Consider the following 17,642-nt stretch of genomic DNA (forward strand, 5'->3'; position numbering starts at 1 on the left):
TCGAATCCATCGGCAGGGGCGATAGTGATGTCAGGCGAACTGGATGGCAGCTTACTTAAAGTGTTTGTGGCAATTATCGAGTGCCAGGGCTTTTCGGCCGCGGCCGAGCGCCTGCATAAAACCCAGTCCACCGTCAGCCAGAGCTTGCAGCGGCTGGAGGAGATTGTTGGCACACCGCTGATCCATCGCACCAGCCGCTCCATCGGCCTCACCCCGAGTGGGGAGACCTTTCTGATTTACGCCCGGCAAATCCTCAAGCTGCACCACGAGGCGGTGGCTGCGGCGCAATTGCCCAATGAGCAGGTGTGTATCCACCTGGGCATGCCGGAGGACTACGCCGAATATTGCCTGGGCGGCATGCTCAAGGACTTCCAGGCGCAGTTTGCCCAAGTGCGCCCGGACATCTGCTGCGAGATGTCCACCGCGCTGGTCAGCCGGTTGCACCGCGGCGAGTTGGACCTGGTGTTGGGCGTCGAACATGCCGGCCTGCAGCCCGGTGAATACCTGTGCGACGAGCCGCTGGTGTGGGTGGCGGCGCCGAGCTGGAGTGCCGTGGGGCGCCAGTCGGTGCCGCTGGCCGTGTACGCCGAGGGCTGTGCGTTCCGTGCCAATGCCGTGCAGGCGCTGGCCCAGGCCGGGCGTTCATGGCAGGTGGTGTACACCAGTCAGAGCCCACGCGGAATCGCGATTGCGATTGAGCAGGGTCTGTCGGTTGGGGTGATGGCGCGGCGCCTGGTGCCGGCTGGCTGGCAGATTCTGGATGAGCGCCAAGGCTTCCCGCCGATTGCGCCGGCCCGCCTGATGTTCTGGCGCACAGCCGGTTGCCAGGTGCCGGAAGTGGAGGCGCTGGTAGAGATTTTGCAGCGCCAGTTGGGGCGTTCAGGGTACCTGGACAGGCCGCGCAGCGTCAGTCGCTCGCCGAGCCATGCGTTTGAGCAATAACAGGCCAGCGAGCACCCAGCCGACGATCCAGGCATGCACCCCGGCAAATTCGCCGCTGGCCTGCAACAGCCAGCCGCACAACCCATTGGCCGAGGCGCTGGCCAAGCCATAGCTGACCATGCTCAGGCTCACCACTTGCAGGCTGTGCACCGGGTTGAGACGTGCGCTGAGGTAGGCCGCCATCAAGCCCCACGAGGGGAAATAAAATACTGCAAACAACCCGGCGGCCAACCAGCTCAACAACAGGCTGGGATGCCACAGCAGGCCAATCATCGCGAGGCCGAAAGCGCCGATGCTCAGCGCCAGCACCCGCAATGCACCCCAGCGATCCGCCAGCGTGCCCAACAGCAGGCCGCCGATTGCGCCGCCGATGCCGATCAGCGTCCACATTGAGCCGGTCACTGCTGCGCCGGCGTGCAGGCGATCGCTGACAAATGCCGACAAAAAATTAAGAAACGGCCCACTGATTGCGCCGATAAACCCGCTGAGCAAGACAATCTGCATTGCCACAGGGTGTTCCAGGCACACGTTCAGCCACTGCTTCAGCACTTGATTGAACGCGGGCGGCCGGCTGGAGCGAGGCGCTTGTTCGGCGTAGGGAGCCAGGGCCCACAGCGTCAGCAGCGTGACCAGCAGCGTCAAGCCTGCGCAGATCAGCCAGAACTGGCGTAACGACAACCCCTGTAGCCAGGTGATCAGCAACCCGTTCAGGCAAATCGCAAAGGCCGCCCCCGAAGACGCCAGCCCCAGCACGCGACTGCGGTGGCTGGCCGGGATGACCTCGCGGGCGAGTGCCGCAATCGCGTTCCAGTTCGACACCGCACACGCCGACACCAGCGCCAGGCACAGGGCAAAGGGCAGCACCCAGGGTGTGGCGACCGCCAGGGCCAGCAACACCGGGCTCAGCACCATGGTCAGGCGCACCATGGTGCGCGGGGTCACCCACGCCGCGGCAATGCCGCTGGCAATGGATGCCCCCATATAAAACAGCTGCAGCAAGGCGGCAATCAGCGCCGCCTGGCTGTAGCTCAGTTCAAATACCTGGCGAATCTGCGGCAATAAAGCGGAATACAGAAAAATACTGAAACCGTGGGTGGTGGCGTTGCAGGCGGTGAAGACCAGTGCCAACAGCGCAATACTTCGCCGCGATGAAACAGGCGTACTCGACATGGCGCGGCCCTGATTTAAATGATGAGTCAGGCAGTGGGTTAGTTGTTGCAGAGACTAACTTTTGTGGTGAGTGGGCGACCAATGCTTAATTGTCTTAGTGTGCATGCGTCCTACGCGTGCTATTTATTCGTCAACGACGTATTCAGGTTAAAAACGACGCTGCTGGCATTAACCGAGTTTTTCTTCGGCCGCAGAGGGTGCTACCCCAGGTTCAATACAAAAAGGTATGTTGTGTGCAGCATTGCTCTGCTCAATCTTCCTTGTCCGCTGCTGTCGAGTGCCCTCCATGAAACGCAAAATGCCTGGTCTCAATGCCCTCAAAGCCTTCGAAGTTGCCGGCAGCACCGGCAGTTTTACCCGGGCTGCCGAGTTGTTGAACGTGACCCAAAGTGCGGTCAGTCGCCAGGTCCGCCAGCTTGAGGAACAACTGGGAGAGCACCTGCTGGAACGGCGTCACCACCATTTGGAGCTGACCAGTGCCGGGCGTGTGTTGTTGCGGGCGTTGCATCAGTCTTTTGACAAGATCGAGCTGACGGTGCGCAGCATTCAGCAGAAAACCCATTCCAACCGACTGCACCTCCACGCGCCGCCGACCTTTACCAGCCGCTGGTTGATGCCGCGCCTGGGAAGGCTGCGCGAGCAACACCCGGAGTTGGAGTTGAGCATCACCACCTGCATGCAGGACACCCTGGCGCAGACCAGCACCCTCGACTGTGCGATTCGTTTTGGCAATGGTGAGTGGGATGGGCTGGACAGCTCGCTGTTGTTCCAGGAGCGGCATATCGCCGTGTGCACACCGTCGTTGTTCGCCCGCGAAGGTGGCGGGGACGGTATCGACTTGAATCGGATGACGTTGCTGCATGTGTTGGCGAGTGAAGATCAGCGTTATCTCACGTGGAAGCATTGGCTGGATGCGGCGCGGATTACCGGAGTGGATACCCAGGGCGGTTATGAGTTTGATTTGCTCAACCTGGCGATACAGGCGGCGGTCGATGGGTTGGGGATTACCATTGCGGACTGGCATATGGTTGCGTCGGAGTTGGCCAGTGGGCAGTTGACGCAGGTGTTGAATGTGCATGTGGAAGGGCATCAGTCCTACTGGCTGGTGACCCGGCCGGAGCAGACGGATATGCCGCAGTTGCAGGTGTTTGGGCGCTGGCTGCAGGAGGAAATCTGGTTGGCGCAGCGGCAGTTGGAGCCTTCTACGGCGGCGGGGTGAGTTTGAGTACCTATCCGTTACCGCAGTAACGGATAGGTACTCGAACACCCGTAACCTTCATTTTCCTCACGTTACCCCACCCAATAAGTCGTTTGCACACCCCCCAAGCAAATACAAAACTGCATGTCACTCGCAAAACAACAACGTTGGGCAAACCACATGCAATTCGAGCGCAATTTCTATAACGGTCAGTTCGTCGAGCCCGCCAGCGACGCCCTGATCGCCGTTTACAACCCTGCCAATGAATCCCTGGTCGGCCACGTCAGCGCTGCCACCGCCGATGAGGCCATTGCCGCCGTCGACGCCGCCGCCATCGCCCAAAAAACCTGGGGCAAGCTCACCAGCATCGAACGCGCCGAACACTTGCGTGCCTTTGCCGACGCCCTGGACGGCCACGCCGAAGCCATCGGCACGGCCCTGGCCCGCGAGTCCGGCAAGAGCGTCAGCGATGCCAGCAACGAAGCACGCTACGCCGCGCAAATTACCCGCTACCACGCCGAATGGGCGCGCCGTATCGAAGGCGAAATCATCCCCAGCGACACGCCGGATGAAAACCTGTTCCTGCAACGCGAGCCGATTGGCGTCGTGGCCTGCCTGATCCCGTTCAACTACCCGGTCTACACCTTGCTGCGCAAGGTCGCCCCGGCGCTGATCGCCGGTAATACCGTGGTGGTACGGCCCAGCAATAACACCCCGTTGTCCGCGTTTGAGATCGCCAAGGCCGTGGTCACCGCCGGGATTCCGGCCGGTGTCATCAACATCCTGACCATGGACCATGCCACCGCTGCCAGTGTCTGCACGCATAAAGCGGTCGGCCTGATTACCCTTACCGGCAGCGTGAATGCCGGGCGTATCGTGCTTGATTACTGCAAGGCCAATATCGCCAAGCCGTCCCTGGAACTGGGCGGCAAGACTCCGGCGATCATCGAGGCCGATGCCGACCTGGAAAAGGCTGCCAGCGCCATCATCGGCTCCAAGACGACCCACTGCGGCCAACTGTGCACGGCGGTAGAGCGGGTGTATGTGCACGAAAGCGTCTACGACCGCTTCCTCGCCTTGCTGAAAACCAAGATCAGCGCCGTCAAGTTCGGCGACCGGGCCAACGATGAAAGCTTGATGGGCCCGCTGGTCAACGCCAGTTCACAAAGGAATATCCATGCCATGGTCGAGCGCGCCGTGGCTGCGGGTGCTGTACTGGAAACAGGCGGCGTGCTGCCCGAGGGCCCCGGCCATTTCTACCCGCCGACCTTGCTCAGCGGCTGCCGCCAGGACATGGAAATCATCCAGGAAGAAATTTTCGGCCCCGTGCTGCCGGTGCTCAAGTACCGCGACATTGACGAAGCACTGGCCATGGCCAACGACCACCAGTTCGGCCTGTCGTCGGTGCTCTACACCGAGAACTACCGCACGGCGATGAAAGTGGCGAACGCCATTGAAGCCGGCGAGTTGTACGTCAATCGCACCCCGGCGGACCCGTATCAGGGCTTTCACGCCGGTTGGAAACGCTCAGGGCTGGGCGGCGATGACGGCAAGCACGGAATGCTGGAATTCACCCAGACCCGTCTGGTGGTCATGAAGTACTGATTCACGCATACCGGCTGCACCTTCAATAAAAACAATTATGAGGGCACCTGCACAGTGGGTGCCCGAGGTCATCAAGATGTCCAAGCCTGCACCCGTTGCCCAGGGTCTCGATGCCGTGTCCGCGGCAAAAAGCGACACCGCCAGTCGCTATTTCCAATTGCTCTTGCTGGTATTGGCCGCCGGGGCGATTTACCCGATCCTCTACCTGCGCCAGGTCTACCAGACCACCATGCTCGACGTGTTCCAGATCAACCACAGTGAACTGGGCTACTTGTACTCCATGCTCGGCACCGTCTTTTTGCTCAGCTACCTGCCCAGCGGTTGGCTGGCCGACCGTTTGCCGCCGCGCTTTCTGATCTTTTTCTCGCTGGTCGCCACCGGCGCCCTGGGCCTGTGGTATTCGACGGTGCCGTCGATGACCGGCCTGATGATTATCTTCGGTTGCTGGGGGCTCACCACCGGCCTGACCTTCTGGGCCTCGGTGCTCAAGCGCGTAAAGATGATCGCCCACCCCACTGAGCAGGGGCGTTTCTTCGGGATACTCGATGGCGGTCGCGGCCTGGTTGAAGCGTTATTGGCAACCGTGGCCCTCGGTCTGTTCGCCTATGCCACTGAAACCCGCAGCCAGTCGGCGGCCGAAGGTTTCAAACAGGTGGTCTACCTGTATTCGTTCATCTGCATCGCCATCGGCTGCGGGCTGGTGTTGCTCAAGGACCCCAAGTCCATGGCCGAAACGTCGGCGGTGGAGAAGGGTAAGTTCAACCTGATTGCCGACCTCACGACTCTGGTGAAGATCCCCGAACTGTGGCTGGTGACCGCCATCGTGTTCTGCGGTTATCACATGTTCTGGGCCACCTACAGCTTCTCCGATTACCTGCAAGGCAGCGGCATGACCGCCGTCATGGCCGGCACCATCACCACCATCAAATTGTGGATGCGCCCCATCGGCGGCATTGGCGGCGGTTGGTTGGGGGACAAGTTCTCGAATATCTCGGTGCTGATCGTCGCGCTGGTGCTGGTGACCCTGGCCATGGTCGGGCTGATTGTGTTCCCGGCGCTCAATAGCCTCGGGCTGCTGATCGGCACGGTGATCTTCATCGGCCTGATGACGTATGCGATTCGCGGCCTGTACTGGGCGATCCTCGACAGTTGCGACATCCCGCTGCGCATCACTGGCCTGGCCATCGGCATTGTCTCGGTGGTGGGTTACCTGCCCGACACCTTTATCCCGCTGATCAATGGCTACCTGACCGACACCTACCCAGGCAAGGCCGGTTACAACCTGTACTTCGGCTACATCGCTTTTGTCGGCGTGCTCGGGACCCTGGCGGCCCTGACCCTGCGCGCTCGAATCAACCGTAAAAAATTCAACCAGACAGGTGCCTGAGATGAAAATCGTCGCCCTTGAAACCCATATCGTCGCCGTTCCACCGCCGCACATTGGTGGTATGTACTGGCTGTTCGTCAAACTCAAGACCGACTGCGGCATCGAAGGTGTCGGTGAGATCTACGCCGCCACCTTTGGCCCCAAGGCCATGCTGCCGATCATCGAGGATGTGTTTGAGCGCTACCTGCTCAACCACGACCCGCACCATATCGAGCGCTTTTTCCGCCAGGCCTATTCCAGCGGTTTCACCCAACGCCCGGACTTGACCATGATGGGTGTGGTCAGCGGCCTGGAAATGGCCTGCTGGGACATCATCGGCAAGGCGGCCAACAAGCCGGTCTACGAATTGCTCGGCGGCAAGGTCAACGAGCGCCTGCGTTCCTACACCTACCTGTACCCGGTTAACAGCCTGGGCGAGTATGACTACGACGACCCGGACCTGGCGGCCGAGTGCGCCATCGAGAATATGAACAAGGGCTTCACCGCGGTGAAATTCGACCCGGCGGGGCCGTACACCGCGTACTCCGGCCACCAGATTTCCCTGGAGGTGCTGGAACGCTGCGAGACCTTCTGCCGCAAGATCCGCGAGGCGGTAGGCGACAAGTGCGACCTGCTGTTCGGCACCCACGGGCAGATGGTGCCATCGTCGGCGATCCGCCTGGCCAAGCGCCTGGAGAAATACGACCCGCTCTGGTTCGAAGAGCCGGTACCGCCTGGCCAGGAAGAGGCCATGGCCCAAGTGGCGGCCAAGACCAGTATCCCGATCGCCACGGGCGAACGGCTGACCACCAAGTATGAATTCTTCAAGCTGCTACAAGCTGGCGGCGCGTCGATCCTGCAGATGAACGTGGCGCGCTGCGGCGGGCTGCTGGAGGCGAAGAAAATCGCGAGCATGGCCGAGGCCTACTACGCGCAGATCGCGCCCCATCTGTACAACGGGCCGATTGGCGCGGCGGCGAGTTTCCAGCTGGCCACCTGCACGCCGAACTTCCTGATCCAGGAAAGCATCATGACCTGGGGCGGTTTCCATGCCGAAATCCTGACCAAGCCACTGCAATGGGAGGACGGCTACATCATTCCGTCCACTGAGCCGGGCCTGGGGGTGGAGCTGAACATGGACGTGGTGCGCAAGCACACGCCCTATACCGGCGAGCGCCTGCACCTGCAAATGGCTGCGACACCGGCTGACGTCAAAGACACCTCGCCGGCCAAAGGCTGAGCCAGGCACTTCACTACGAATAACGCGGTAATTGTGCATGACATATGACTACATCATCGCCGGCGCCGGCGCCGCAGGGTGCGTACTGGCTAACCGGTTGTCCGCCTCGGGCGAATACTCCGTGTTGCTGCTGGAAGCCGGCGGCAAAGACAGTTCCTGGTGGTTCAAGATCCCGGTCGGTTTCGCCAAGATGTATTACAACCCGACCTTCAACTGGATGTACTACAGCCAGCCGCAAAAGCAGCTGGCAGGCCGTGAAATCTACGCGCCACGGGGCAAAGTGCAGGGTGGCTCGGGCTCGATCAATGCGATGATCTATGTGCGCGGCCAGGCCCATGACTTCAATGACTGGGCCGCCAACGGCAACGATGGCTGGGGCTTTGCAGACGTGCTGCCGTACTTTCGCAAGCTGGAAAACCACCCGTTGGGCGACACCGAGTACCACGGCGGTAGTGGCCCCATCAGCATCACGCCGATGAAGGGCCAGACCCACCCGATCTGTGACGTGTTCCTCAAGGGCTGCGAGCAACTCGGCTACGCCCATAGCGACGACTTCAACGGCCCGAATTTCGAAGGCGCCGGGCTGTATGACGTCAACACCCGCAAGGGCGAGCGCTGCTCCAGCAGCTTTGCCCATTTGCACCCGGCCCTCAGTCGCTCGAACCTGACCGTGGAATTGCATGCGCTGGTTGATCGCGTGCTGTTCGACGACCAGCAACGCGCCACCGGCATTGCCGTCACCCAGCACGGCGTGGTCCGTACCTTCACCGCGCGCAAGGAAGTGATCCTGTGCGCCGGTGCGGTGGACACGCCCAAGATCCTGCAACTGTCGGGTGTGGCTGACCAACAACTGCTGGCCGAGCATGCAATCCCGCTGGTCAAGCACCTGCCGGCCGTGGGCGATAACCTGCAAGACCACCTGTGCGCCAGCTACTACTACAAGGCCAATATCCCGACGCTGAACGATGAGCTCAGCTCGCTGTTCGGCCAGTTGAAACTCGGCCTCAAGTACCTGTTTACGCGCAAAGGTGCGTTGGCCATGAGCGTCAACCAGGCGGGTGGTTTCTTTCGCGGCAACGACGCGCAGAAGGACCCGAACCTGCAGCTGTATTTCAACCCGCTGTCGTACCAGATTCCAAAAAACAACAAGGCCAGCCTCAAGCCCGAGCCTTACTCCGGCTTCCTGCTGTGCTTCAACCCGTGCCGCCCGACCAGCCGTGGCACCATCCGCATCGCCTCGAAAAACCCGCGGGACGCGGCGCTGATCGACCCCAACTACCTGAGCACCCAAAAGGACATCGACGAGGTGATCCAGGGCAGCCGATTGATGCGCAAGATCATGCAGGCACCAGCGCTCAAGGGCATCACCGTGGCCGAAGTATTACCGGGCGCGGCGGTGCAGACCGATGAGCAGATGCTGCAATACTTCCGTGAAAACAGCGGCTCGATCTACCACCTGTGCGGCTCCTGCGCCATGGGCTCGGACCCGCAGGTCTCGGTGGTGGACAAACGCTTGAAGGTGCATGGGCTGGACGGATTGCGGATTGTCGATGCGTCGATCTTTCCGAATGTGACGTCGGGCAATACCCATGCGGCGGTGTTGATGGTGGCAGAGAAGGGCGCCGACCTGATTTTGCAGGACGCTTGATCGTGCCAGCGGCCACAAGGGTTTACTGCGCCTGGGAAACCGGGTGCAGCGAGGGGGTGTTGCGTCGGGTGATATGGCTGATCCCCATAATCACCAACGGCGTAAACAGCGCCACATACGCGTTATCAATCCCCCAAGGGTTACCCGCCAGAAACCAGCCTACCGTCGCCAGGAGTGACGCAATAATGCTCAGGAATGCGCCGGTCGCGGTGCCGAAGCGTGGCGCGTAGAACACCAGCAATACCAGGACCGCCAACGACGCTCGCAGGGCTTTGCCGAGAAAAGCGATCATCAGCACTTTGTCCGAGGTGAGTGCCAACGCAATGGGCAGCAGGCCCACCGCAATGGTCGCCAGACGCACGAAGCGCAGGTTCTTGGCGTCACTTTTTTCCGGGTTGAACCACGGCTCGTAGAAGTCCCGCAGCAGCAACGTGGCCGAGCCCATGCTCACCGCCGATATCGTGCCGAACAGCGAGCCAGCCAGGCCCGCAACGACTAATCCGGCGGTCAATTGATCCATGCTCGCGATTAGGCTGGGAAAGGCTTGCAGCGAATCCACCTGAGGAAACAACACGGCGCTGCACATGCCGATCAATGCCGCGCCGATGCCAAACGGCACCATCAACACCGCCACGTAGAAGCACGCACGCTGGGCCTTGCCCGCATGGCTGACGGTGTTCACTGCCTGGATCACGTACTGGGTGGAAAAGATTGAGCCGATCCCGGCGATCATCCACGCAATGATCTGGCCCCAGCCGACGGTGGTCCAGTTGAACATGCTCGCGGGCAATTGCGCCTGTAACTGGCCGATGCCGCCGACTTGCTTGAGACCGAACCACAACGCTAGGCCGACACCCAGGTACTTCAACGCTGCGTGCACAAAGTTGGTGTAGATCACCGAGCGCATGCCGCCGATGCTTACATACATCACTGACACTACGCCGACAATGACGATGGCCAGTGTGCGGTCCACTTGCATCACGCTGGCCAACACCGCTCCGCCGCTGGCGTAGATGGACACCGCGACGATCTCCAGCGCGAAAATGGTAATGATGGAGGTCGCGAAGCGCGTGCGCTGGCCGTAGTTGCGCGAGAGCACGCCGGAGATGGTGTTGTCGCCCAGCTCCTTATATTTGCGCGCCAACAGCCAGGCGAACAGCACAAAGCCCAGGGCCAGGGCGAACAGGTTCCACGCAGCCGAGAGGCCGACTTTGAACCCGGTCTGCGCGGTGCCGATGCTGACTGCCGTGCCGATGAATTCAGAGAGCATCAGGAAGCCAATCAGGAATGCGGGGAAGTGCCCACCGCCGGTGGTGTAGTTGGTGGCGCTGCGCGAATGCCGACGTACCCCGTAGCTGATCAGCGCAAGGCTAACCATGTACAGGCCGGTGATGGACAGGACAATCCAGGAGGAATGGGTCTGCATCTTTATACTCTTTAGGTATTTTTATAGTTGGCGCTAGTTTCCTCCCTTGTTTTTGTTTGCGTCTAATATCAAGTGAGTATGGTTTGATACTCGCTGGGTATTTATCTACCAGCCGCGCAACCGCTCCCAGACGTGCACTTCACCGTTATCCAGAATCGCGTGGTAGCGACCAAACTGCGCCCCTGTGGCGCACGCATGGTTGGGCAGGATGCGCAGGCGGGTGCCGAGCGGGAACTGTGCGACGACGTCCATACCGCTGTCTTCGAACCGCGCCACACCATGTTCCTGATTGGCACTGCTCAACAACAAGCCTGCGATGGGCTCACCGTGTTCATCACACACCTGGCCATAGCCGAAATCGCGTCTCTGCGATTGGGTGCCGCGATCCCGGCTCATGGCCATCCAGCCGGCGTCGGTGATGATCCAGCCTTTTTCCGCTTGATGGCCGATCACCGTAGTCAGCACGCTCAAGGCCAGTTCCTCGGTGCGGCACACGCCGATGTTGTGCATCACCAGGTCGAAAAACGCATACACCCCGGCGCGCAGTTCGGTGACGCCGTCCAGGTTCATTGCCGACAATGCGGTCGGAGTGGAACCGACGCTGACCTGCACGCAGGGCAAGCCCGCCGCTCGAATCCGCTCGGCCGCTTCAACACAGCGCGCACGTTCCTGCTCGGCAATGGCCTGCAAGGCCTCGGGCGTATCCAGCCCGTAGCTTTCACCGGCGTGAGTCAGCACGCCGGTGAGTGTGTTGCCGAGCAGGTGCGCGATTTCCAGCAGTAAGGGCTCCTGCGGCTTGACCCCGGAGCGGTGGCCGTCGCAGTCGATCTCGATCATGACGGCAAAGGCTTCACCGTGCTCTCGGCCGAAATCAACAATCGCCCGGGCACCGGCGAGGCTGTCGGTGATCAGCGTCAGCGCACAACCCTGACGACGCAGTGCCAGCGCTTGAGGCAGTTTGTGTGGCGCCATCGCCACTGCATAGAGAATGTCGTGGAGGCCCAGTTCGAAGAAATACTCGGCTTCTTTCAGCGTCGAAACGGTGATGCCGTGAGCACCGGCGGCGATCTGTGCGGCCACCACTTCGGTGCATTTGTGGGTTTTGACGTGGGGGCGCAAGTGCACGCCCAAGCTGTCGGCGCGCTGTTGCATGCGCTGGATATTGCGCTGCATTTTCAGCGTATCAATCAATGCGGCAGGGGTGTCCATGGTTCAAGCTCCACAATGAGGGACAGCGGCCAAATTGACGCCCTGTCCAGGACTGGATATGTTGTCTTGCATGAAAAAGACCTCTCCCGAAGACACCACCCTGATCAGCCAGCTCGAACAGATTGCCGAAGGCTTGAGCAAGACTTTCAGCCCATTCTGCGAGGTGGTGCTGCATGACTTGCGTGACCCGCAGCACGCGATCCTGGCGATCCATAACAACCTCTCCGGGCGTCAGCCGGGTGACCCGGCCACCGAGCTTGGGCTGGCGCGAATTGCCGACCCTGAGTACCCCCAGGTCATCGCCAATTACCAGAACCAGTTCGCCGATGGCCGCCAGGTCAAGAGCACCTCGATTGGTATCAAGGACGCCAGCGGCAAGTACGTCGCCGCCTTGTGCATGAACGTGGATCTTTCGTTGTTCCGGGGCTTGCAGGGCATGCTGGAACAGTTTGGCTCGGTCAGTGGTGACAAGCCCGGCGAGTCCCTCGACCCCTCGGGCGCCGATGTAATTCGCGCACGTATCGACCAGTTCGCCGCACGCCTGGCAACCACGCCGCGTGCACTCAAGGCGGCGGACCGGCGGGTGCTGCTGCAAGAGCTCAAAGACGCCGGCTGCATGGATATTCGTCGGGCCATGGAGACTGTGGCCTCGCACTTGGGCGTGTCACGCGCAGCGGTCTACACCTACGCCAAGTAGCGCGCCACGGCTTCAATCTCCACCAGGTAACCGTGATGCAATTCGGGCACCGGCACCACCGCGCGGGCAGGGCGGTGATCGCCCAGCGCGGCAGCGTAAACGCGGTCGAACGCCGGCCAGTGCCCGACCCCGGCAACGTACACCGTGACCTTCACCAAATCCTGCGGCGAACCGCCGGCGGCGTTCAGGATGGCCAACAGATTATGCAGTGCGATTTGGGCCTGTTCGGCAAACGGCGCCGACAGGTTGTGACGCCCGTCCGGGCTGACCGGCAATTGCCCGGAGATATACAGCGTGTCGCCGTGGCTCATGGCCTGGGAATAATGCCCGGCAGGTGCCGAGGCCTTCGACGTGTGGATGATCTTCATGGCGCCTCGCTGAGCAGGGCGGCGTAGCGCTGGATGTCCACGTTGCCGCCGGTGACGATGATGCCCACGCGCTGGCCTTTGAACCGCTCGCCCAGTTGGCGTAATGCCGCCAGGCCCAGGCAGCCGGTCGGTTCAACCACCAGTTTCATGCGCTGCATGAAGAAGCGCATGGCGTCTACCAACTGCGCGTCGGAAACCGTAAGGATGTCATTCACCAAGTCACGGATGATCGGGAAGGTGTAGTTGCCCAAATGTTGGGTTTGCGCGCCGTCGGCGATGGTCGCCGGGGTGTCGATATGCACGATGCTGCCGCTGTGGAATGAGCGCTGGCCATCGTTACCGGCTTGGGGTTCGACGCCGAACAGTTGGCAATCCGGCGACAGGGCGCGAGTCGATAACGCGGTGCCGGAGAGCATGCCACCCCCGCCCAGGCCGACGAACAGGGCGTCCAGCGGGCCGCTGAATTCCAGCAACTCTTTAGCGGCGGTGCCTTGGCCGGCGAGGATGTGCGGGTGATCGTAAGGCGGGATCAGCGTCATGCCGTGTTCAACGGCCAGGGTGCGGCCGATTTGTTCGCGGTCTTCGGTGAAACGGTCGTACAGCACCACGCTGGCGCCATATTCCCGCGTCGCTGCAACCTTGGCGGCAGGCGCGTCGGTGGGCATCACGATAGTCGCCGGCATGCCCAGCAAACGAGCAGCCAGCGCAATGCCCTGGGCGTGGTTGCCGGAAGAAAACGCCACCACGCCCGCCTTGCGCTGCTGCGCGTCAAACTGCGACAGGGCATTGAACGCGCCGCGAAACTTGAACGAGCCGGTGCGTTGCAGGTTTTCACATTTGATGAACACCTGGGCGCCGGTTTCGGCGTCGAGGGTGCGCGAAGTAAAGACCGGCGTCTGATAGGCGATGCCTTCCAGCCGTTGGGCGGCAGCGATGACGTCTTGATAGTCAGGCAATTGCATGAGCGGACCTCGTGTGCATTTGTGGATAAAATATCTATATCAAGACAAATAGTAAAGTTCCGTTTATCACGCCCGACATGCTAGCGTTTCGAGCTTCTTTGACCGCTGGAGGGTTCGACGTTGATCCGACTCACCGACTACATCGCCCACGTTTCCCAATCCCCGTTGGCGCCTTGGGCTGACCTCACGCCTTGGGCGTTGGTGGCCCAGGCACCGGCAATTGTTCGCCAGTTACTGGCGCAATTGCCGGCAGACGCTTACGTCGTTCAGGATGAAATCGCCATCCACCGTACCGCCACCGTCGAGTCCGGCGCCTTGCTCAAGGGGCCACTGATCATCGGCGCGCATTGTTTTATCGCCAGTGGTTCTCTGCTGCGCGCCGGGTGCTGGGTGGATGCGCAATGCATCATCGGCCCGGGTGCGGAGTTGAAAAGCTCGTTTGTGTTCAGTGGCAGCAAGCTGGCGCATTTCAACTTTGTCGGCGATTCGGTGCTGGGCCATGGGGTCAATCTGGAGGCCGGCAGCATCGTCGCCAACTACCGCAATGAGCGCGAGGATAAGGAAGTGCAGGTGCGGATCAACGGGCAATTGCAGCGCACCGGGTGCGATAAATTCGGCGCGTTGCTCGGCGATCAGTGCCGAATCGGCGCCAATGCGGTGTTGGCGCCGGGGGCGGTGTTGGCACCTGCCAGCGTGGTCGGGCGCGGTCAGGTATTTGATGCAGAGGCTTGCGTATAAACGCAATGTTGAAAAGAACATGGTGTGTCGGCACGATATTAAATAGAATTAATCTCATTTGAGATTAACTCGCGCCGCGCAGGTTGCTCGCCATGACTGATGCTGTTGCCCCGACCCACGCTGCCGAACTCACGTTGTCGAGTTTGTACCGCGACCACCGCAGTTGGCTGGAAAGCTGGTTGCGGCGGCGCCTGGGCAATGCCTGGGATGCAGCGGACCTGAGCCAGGACACCTTTTTGCGCGTGCTCGCCAGTGCACAGCCAATTGCGCAGATGCAGGAACCGCGTGCCTATCTGGTGACCGTCGGCAAGCGCCTGCTGGTCAACTTTCATCAGCGGCGCAGCCTTGAGCAGGCGTACTTGAATGCGTTGGCAAACCTGCCGCACGCCTGCGTGCCGTCACCCGAACAACGCTGGCTGATGCTCGAAACCCTGCAAGCACTGGATGAGTTGCTTGACGGTTTACCGGTGCTGGTGCGCCGCGCGTTTCTGTGGAGCCAGTTGGAAGGCCTGGGCTATCGAGATATTGCCGAACGGCTCGACGTTTGCGAGCGCACGGTGAAGCGCTACATGGCCCAAGCCTACGAACATTGCCTGCTGGTGGACCTGTGAATCGCGATGTCGCGCGCGCCGCCGCCCAATGGCTGGCATTGCTGGAGTCCGGCGCCGCCACCGAGCGTGACCATGCGGCCTTGCAGCAATGGCGCGACAGCCATCCCCAACACGAACAGACTTGGCAAAAAGCCCAATCCCTGCGCCAGCGTTTCAGTGACTTGCCACACGCATTGGCGATGGCCAGCCTCGACCGTCCGCAATTGGCGCGGCGAGCGATCCTCAAGCGTGCCTTGGGTGTGGCGGCGCTGGTGCCCACCGCCTGGTTGATCAGCCGCCAGTTGCCGATCGAGGCGTGGCGTGCCGATCTGCACACCGCCACCGGCGAGCGCAAACGCCTGCCCTTGATCGATGGCAGCAGCAGCCTGCAACTCAATACCGCCACAGCGGTCGATGTCGACCGCGCGCATCGGCGCATCACGCTGGTGGAAGGGGAATTGGCGCTGAGTGTGCCGGGCTCGGCTTTGATCACAGTGAACACCCGCTACGGCGAGGTTCAGGTCAGCCAGGCCGAGGTGTGTGTGCGGCAGTCGTCGACCGGCTGCCGGGTGTCGGTGCTCAAGGGCGCGGTGCAGGTGCGCGATGTGACCGGGCAACTGGCGACTTTGAGCAACGGTCAGCAAGCGTTATTAAAGCCCCAGGGGCTTAGGGAGCGGGTGCCGTTCGATGCGCAGCAACTGGACTGGCGCGATGGCGTCTTGACCGCGCAAAACCAGGCGCTAGGGGATTTTTTGCGCGAGCTGGAGCGTTATCGCCCAGGTGTGCTGCGCTGGGACCCGAGCCTGGAAACCCTGCGGGTCACCGGCAGCTTTCGCCTGGATGACACCGACCGCATCCTAAGCCTGCTGGCCCAGACACTGGGGTTTGAGGTGCGGGCGCGGACGCGGTATTGGGTGACACTCAGTCGCACATTGGCCTAAATCACATGGGCCCGCTGCAACTCGGTCAAGGACAGCGCCTTGAGCTGCGCCAGCAGCGGGTCACGCCGGTCTCGCGGGTGAGGCAGGTCCACCGCCAGTGTCTGACGAATGCTGCTTGGCCGGTTGTCCATCACCAGCACCCGGTCACTCAGGTACAGCGCCTCGTCCACATCGTGGGTCACCAGCAGCAGGGCAATGGCATGGTGCTCGGCCAGTTGCAGCAGCAAGTCCTGCAGTTTCATGCGGGTGAAAGCGTCCACCGCGCTGAAGGGCTCATCGAGCAATAGCACCTGCGGGCGTGAATACAGGCCGCGCGCGATGGCCACCCGTTGCGCCATGCCGCCGGACAAGGCCTTGGGCAGCGCCTGGGCGAAGCCCGCGAGGCCGACTTCTTCGATCAACTGCGTGACCCAGGCCTTGTCATAGTGGCTGTCATCGCTGAAACCGATGTTTTGCTCCACCGTCAGCCAAGGCATCAGCCGGGGCTCCTGGAATACAAAAGCGACCTCGCCTGAGGGGCTGCGCAGTTCACCCTGGAAGTCCTTTTCCAGGCCGGCGACGATGCGCAACAACGTGCTTTTGCCGCATCCGCTGGGGCCCAGCAGGCTCACGGCTTCGCGCGGTAGCAACGCCAGGTGTACATTTTTCAGCACTGTGGTGCTGGCAAAGTTTTTACGCGCGACGTGAATCTCTAATAACGGTTGCATGCTCATTGCTCCGCGCCTTGGCCATTGAAGGTGTCACGCCAGGCCAGACAGCGTTTCTCCAGTGCCGCGAGCACGCCATCGCTGACCTTGCCCAACAGCGCCAGCACGATGATTGCCGCCAGCACGATGTCCGGCCGCGAGGTTTCCCGACCATCACTGAGCAAGTAGCCCAGGCCCTTGGTGGCCGCGATCAGTTCGGCGGCCACCAGAAACATCCAGGCCAGGCTCAGGCCGCTGCGCAGCCCGGTAAACAGGCCGGGCAGGGCGGCGGGCAAGAGAATCCGGCGCACCAGGCGTGGCCTGCTGAAACCGTACATTTGCCCGACTTCCACCAGCTTGCGGTCGATATCACGAATCGCCGCGACGCCATTGAGGTACACCGGGAAGAACGCGCCAATCGCGATCAGCACGATCTTCGAGGTTTCATCGATGCCCAGCCACAGCAGCAACAGGGGTACCCAGGCCAGGCTCGGAATTGAGCGCAACCCGGCAAACGTTGGCTCCAGGTAGGCTTCGGCTTCACGGCTCAAGCCCACCCAGGCGGCGAAGATCAAGGCCAGGCTCGCGCCAATGGTGAAGCCCGCCAACACCCGCAACAGGCTGGCGCTGATGTGTTTCCACAACGCGCCCTCGGCCAGGTCGGTGAGCGTCACCGCAATCTCGCTGGGGGCCGGCATCTGGTAGGATGGCAGCCAGCCGATACGCACGACCACTTCCAGCACCAGCAGGATCAGCACCGGCAACAGCAGCCCCTTGAGCCGCCGAGGCCAGGCGCTGCGGTTGATGGCGACCGGCGCGGGAAGGGCCGTTGTTTGGATTCTGCTGGTCATCACGC

At 61.4% G+C, this 17,642-nt stretch carries 17 protein-coding genes; 10 read left to right on the forward strand and 7 right to left on the reverse strand.

Going from position 1 to position 17,642, the window contains the following annotated elements; genetic code table 11:
* The first annotated feature begins 27 nt into the window (after window positions 1-27).
* Window positions 28-942: a LysR family transcriptional regulator gene (locus A7J50_RS13360; protein WP_064452222.1), complete on the forward strand. Its 915-nt coding sequence runs from the start codon at window positions 28-30 to the stop codon at window positions 940-942.
* Here the strand turns inward: A7J50_RS13360 and A7J50_RS13365 are convergent.
* Complete coding sequence (locus A7J50_RS13365) at window positions 880-2,112, reverse strand: MFS transporter (RefSeq protein WP_064452223.1); 1,233 nt, start codon at window positions 2,110-2,112, stop codon at window positions 880-882. The two genes, A7J50_RS13360 and A7J50_RS13365, sit on opposite strands and share 63 nt — an antisense overlap.
* Before the next feature lie 286 nt (window positions 2,113-2,398).
* Between A7J50_RS13365 and A7J50_RS13370 the strand changes: the two genes are divergently transcribed.
* The 5 genes from A7J50_RS13370 (at window position 2,399) to A7J50_RS13390 (ending at window position 9,169) form a co-directional block, all read left to right on the forward strand.
* Window positions 2,399-3,331, forward strand: a complete 933-nt coding sequence (locus A7J50_RS13370) for a LysR substrate-binding domain-containing protein (protein ID WP_053256262.1) — start codon at window positions 2,399-2,401, stop codon at window positions 3,329-3,331.
* Window positions 3,332-3,490: 159 nt separating this feature from the next.
* A complete protein-coding gene (gene aldA, locus A7J50_RS13375) occupies window positions 3,491-4,915 on the forward strand; it encodes an aldehyde dehydrogenase (RefSeq protein ID WP_064452224.1) in 1,425 nt (474 codons plus the stop codon).
* A 76-nt stretch (window positions 4,916-4,991) separates the two neighbouring features.
* A complete protein-coding gene (locus A7J50_RS13380) occupies window positions 4,992-6,302 on the forward strand; it encodes an MFS transporter (protein ID WP_064452225.1) in 1,311 nt (436 codons plus the stop codon).
* Between the two features lies 1 nt (window position 6,303).
* Window positions 6,304-7,521 carry a mandelate racemase/muconate lactonizing enzyme family protein gene (locus A7J50_RS13385; protein WP_064452226.1) on the forward strand — a complete coding sequence of 406 codons (1,218 nt, stop codon included), beginning with the start codon at window positions 6,304-6,306 and terminating at the stop codon, window positions 7,519-7,521.
* Window positions 7,522-7,558: 37 nt separating this feature from the next.
* Window positions 7,559-9,169: a GMC family oxidoreductase gene (locus A7J50_RS13390; RefSeq protein WP_064452227.1), complete on the forward strand. Its 1,611-nt coding sequence runs from the start codon at window positions 7,559-7,561 to the stop codon at window positions 9,167-9,169.
* 22 nt (window positions 9,170-9,191) lie between these two features.
* Here A7J50_RS13390 and A7J50_RS13395 read toward each other — a convergent pair whose 3' ends face one another.
* Together A7J50_RS13395 and A7J50_RS13400 are read right to left on the reverse strand one after the other, a co-directional pair.
* A complete protein-coding gene (locus tag A7J50_RS13395; protein ID WP_064452228.1) occupies window positions 9,192-10,595 on the reverse strand; it encodes a sodium:solute symporter family protein in 1,404 nt (467 codons plus the stop codon).
* Window positions 10,596-10,700: 105 nt separating this feature from the next.
* Window positions 10,701-11,804, reverse strand: a complete 1,104-nt coding sequence (locus A7J50_RS13400) for a DSD1 family PLP-dependent enzyme (RefSeq protein ID WP_064452229.1) — start codon at window positions 11,802-11,804, stop codon at window positions 10,701-10,703.
* A 70-nt stretch (window positions 11,805-11,874) separates the two neighbouring features.
* Between A7J50_RS13400 and A7J50_RS13405 the strand changes: the two genes are divergently transcribed.
* Window positions 11,875-12,501 carry a helix-turn-helix transcriptional regulator gene (locus A7J50_RS13405; protein WP_064452230.1) on the forward strand — a complete coding sequence of 209 codons (627 nt, stop codon included), beginning with the start codon at window positions 11,875-11,877 and terminating at the stop codon, window positions 12,499-12,501.
* Here the strand turns inward: A7J50_RS13405 and A7J50_RS13410 are convergent.
* Window positions 12,489-12,869, reverse strand: coding sequence for a RidA family protein (locus A7J50_RS13410; protein ID WP_064452231.1), 381 nt, complete (start codon window positions 12,867-12,869; stop codon window positions 12,489-12,491). The two genes, A7J50_RS13405 and A7J50_RS13410, sit on opposite strands and share 13 nt — an antisense overlap.
* A complete protein-coding gene (locus tag A7J50_RS13415) occupies window positions 12,866-13,831 on the reverse strand; it encodes a threo-3-hydroxy-L-aspartate ammonia-lyase (RefSeq protein ID WP_064452232.1) in 966 nt (321 codons plus the stop codon). Before A7J50_RS13415 ends, A7J50_RS13410 begins: the two co-directional genes overlap by 4 nt.
* 120 nt (window positions 13,832-13,951) lie before the next feature.
* On the opposite strand from A7J50_RS13415, the gene A7J50_RS13420 reads away from it, so the two are divergent.
* The 3 genes from A7J50_RS13420 to A7J50_RS13430 all read left to right on the forward strand — a co-directional run bounded on the left by A7J50_RS13420 (window position 13,952) and on the right by A7J50_RS13430 (window position 16,100).
* Window positions 13,952-14,569 carry an LpxA family transferase gene (locus A7J50_RS13420; protein WP_064452233.1) on the forward strand — a complete coding sequence of 206 codons (618 nt, stop codon included), beginning with the start codon at window positions 13,952-13,954 and terminating at the stop codon, window positions 14,567-14,569.
* A gap of 92 nt (window positions 14,570-14,661) precedes the next feature.
* Window positions 14,662-15,180 carry a sigma-70 family RNA polymerase sigma factor gene (locus A7J50_RS13425; RefSeq protein ID WP_064452234.1) on the forward strand — a complete coding sequence of 173 codons (519 nt, stop codon included), beginning with the start codon at window positions 14,662-14,664 and terminating at the stop codon, window positions 15,178-15,180.
* Window positions 15,177-16,100: a FecR domain-containing protein gene (locus A7J50_RS13430; protein ID WP_064452235.1), complete on the forward strand. Its 924-nt coding sequence runs from the start codon at window positions 15,177-15,179 to the stop codon at window positions 16,098-16,100. The genes A7J50_RS13425 and A7J50_RS13430 overlap by 4 nt, the downstream gene beginning before the upstream one ends.
* On the opposite strand, the gene A7J50_RS13435 is transcribed toward A7J50_RS13430, so the two are convergent.
* Together A7J50_RS13435 and A7J50_RS13440 are read right to left on the reverse strand one after the other, a co-directional pair.
* Window positions 16,097-16,813, reverse strand: coding sequence for an ABC transporter ATP-binding protein (locus tag A7J50_RS13435; protein WP_064452236.1), 717 nt, complete (start codon window positions 16,811-16,813; stop codon window positions 16,097-16,099). The two genes, A7J50_RS13430 and A7J50_RS13435, sit on opposite strands and share 4 nt — an antisense overlap.
* Window positions 16,810-17,637, reverse strand: coding sequence for an ABC transporter permease (locus A7J50_RS13440; protein ID WP_064452237.1), 828 nt, complete (start codon window positions 17,635-17,637; stop codon window positions 16,810-16,812). Before A7J50_RS13440 ends, A7J50_RS13435 begins: the two co-directional genes overlap by 4 nt.
* Between the last annotated feature and the right edge of the window lie 5 nt (window positions 17,638-17,642).

It is taken from the genome of Pseudomonas antarctica (genome assembly GCF_001647715.1).
Lineage (GTDB): Bacteria > Pseudomonadota > Gammaproteobacteria > Pseudomonadales > Pseudomonadaceae > Aquipseudomonas > Aquipseudomonas antarctica_A.

What these genes read in the sequence shown, in the direction of transcription:
- A7J50_RS13415 (WP_064452232.1), bottom strand. Translation starts at nt 13,831, where the DNA reads ATGCAATTGCCTGACTATCAAGACGTCATCGCTGCCGCCCAACGGCTG.
- A7J50_RS13385 (WP_064452226.1), top strand. Translation starts at nt 6,304, where the DNA reads ATGAAAATCGTCGCCCTTGAAACCCATATCGTCGCCGTTCCACCGCCG.
- A7J50_RS13365 (WP_064452223.1), bottom strand. Translation starts at nt 2,112, where the DNA reads ATGTCGAGTACGCCTGTTTCATCGCGGCGAAGTATTGCGCTGTTGGCA.
- A7J50_RS13395 (WP_064452228.1), bottom strand. Translation starts at nt 10,595, where the DNA reads ATGCAGACCCATTCCTCCTGGATTGTCCTGTCCATCACCGGCCTGTAC.
- A7J50_RS13370 (WP_053256262.1), top strand. Translation starts at nt 2,399, where the DNA reads ATGAAACGCAAAATGCCTGGTCTCAATGCCCTCAAAGCCTTCGAAGTT.
- A7J50_RS13425 (WP_064452234.1), top strand. Translation starts at nt 14,662, where the DNA reads ATGACTGATGCTGTTGCCCCGACCCACGCTGCCGAACTCACGTTGTCG.
- A7J50_RS13360 (WP_064452222.1), top strand. Translation starts at nt 28, where the DNA reads ATGTCAGGCGAACTGGATGGCAGCTTACTTAAAGTGTTTGTGGCAATT.
- aldA (WP_064452224.1), top strand. Translation starts at nt 3,491, where the DNA reads ATGCAATTCGAGCGCAATTTCTATAACGGTCAGTTCGTCGAGCCCGCC.
- A7J50_RS13390 (WP_064452227.1), top strand. Translation starts at nt 7,559, where the DNA reads ATGACATATGACTACATCATCGCCGGCGCCGGCGCCGCAGGGTGCGTA.
- A7J50_RS13435 (WP_064452236.1), bottom strand. Translation starts at nt 16,813, where the DNA reads ATGAGCATGCAACCGTTATTAGAGATTCACGTCGCGCGTAAAAACTTT.
- A7J50_RS13410 (WP_064452231.1), bottom strand. Translation starts at nt 12,869, where the DNA reads ATGAAGATCATCCACACGTCGAAGGCCTCGGCACCTGCCGGGCATTAT.
- A7J50_RS13440 (WP_064452237.1), bottom strand. Translation starts at nt 17,637, where the DNA reads ATGACCAGCAGAATCCAAACAACGGCCCTTCCCGCGCCGGTCGCCATC.
- A7J50_RS13380 (WP_064452225.1), top strand. Translation starts at nt 4,992, where the DNA reads ATGTCCAAGCCTGCACCCGTTGCCCAGGGTCTCGATGCCGTGTCCGCG.
- A7J50_RS13400 (WP_064452229.1), bottom strand. Translation starts at nt 11,804, where the DNA reads ATGGACACCCCTGCCGCATTGATTGATACGCTGAAAATGCAGCGCAAT.
- A7J50_RS13405 (WP_064452230.1), top strand. Translation starts at nt 11,875, where the DNA reads ATGAAAAAGACCTCTCCCGAAGACACCACCCTGATCAGCCAGCTCGAA.